The sequence below is a fragment of the Pseudomonas sp. EB271-G4-1 genome (genome assembly GCF_058791355.1).
Map to the genome: position 1 here is coordinate 1 of NZ_JBYTEO010000143.1, position 1,052 is coordinate 1,052.

At 54.3% G+C, this 1,052-nt stretch carries 1 protein-coding gene; it reads left to right on the forward strand.

The genetic code is table 11. The features are described 5' to 3' along the window. Window positions 1–222: 222 nt before the first annotated feature. Window positions 223–1,052: IS110 family transposase (locus AC3WWR_RS30835; RefSeq protein ID WP_492599321.1), on the forward strand; the 830-nt coding region annotated here is incomplete at its 3' end.

The window sequence follows — 1,052 nt, forward strand, 5'->3', positions numbered from 1 at the left end:
TTCGCGAGCAGGCTCGCTTGTATGGTAGGACTTGAAGGGAGGAGGAGGGACAAGGCTCGATTCTGACTGTTGACGCAGTACAGACTGTGGGAGAGTTCGCCCCTCCTCCTTTCACCCAAGCGCCGATAAAGAATGCATCTGGCCTAGACCGACGATAGGAACAAGCCTGCGCCTCTGGGTGAGCCCTTCAAGTGCTTAAAACCTTATCCCGGAGGAAAACCTATGGCAATGCCGGTTTCTGTTTCAAAGCCGATCGTGGGCGTGGATGTCGCCAAGAAAGAATTGGTGATTTATCACGCCGAACTGGACCTGCTTGAAGAGATTCCCAACAACAAAACCAGCATCAACAAGTGGTTAAAGGACTTGCCGGGGAGTGTGGCTATTGCTGTTGAAGCCACCAACATCTACCACCTGGAGTTCGCTGACCTGGCCTTTGAGGCCGGCTGCGTGATTTACATGGTGGGCGGCTATGAGCTCAAACATTACCGAGAAGGTGTGAAGGTCCGTGCCAAAACCGATGCACTGGATGCCAAACTGCTTGCTCGCTATCTGAAGAACGAGCATGAAGAACTTCACCCATGGACGCCGCCGACACCGCTGTATCGCCAACTCCTGAGTCTTTTTCGCCGCCGGGCGGCCTTGGTCCAGGCCAGGGTCGGCCTAGTGCAAAGCTGGTCGAATGAGCCCTTGCTGAAGGCTGCTTTTTCCGAGCAAATAAAGTCCATGCAGCAGCTTGAGACGCTGATCGAAAAGACGATCAACGATCAGCTGAAAGAAGCCGGTTTGCTGGGGCAGTTGAAGCGTTGCTTGAAAGTTGAAGGGGTTGGATTTTTGACTGGCGCGCGCTTGCTCACGGCGTTCCAGCGCGGAGACTTCCGAAACGCAGATGCCTTTATCGCCTTTCTTGGAATGGACTTGCGGGTGTCAAAATCAGGGCAAAAAGATGGTCGCCGGAGTTTGACCAAGCGAGGCGATCCAGAAGCCCGCCGCCTTCTGCACAATGCGGCTATGTCGGCGAGTCGAACCGAAGCCTGGAAAGGGTTTTACCAAGA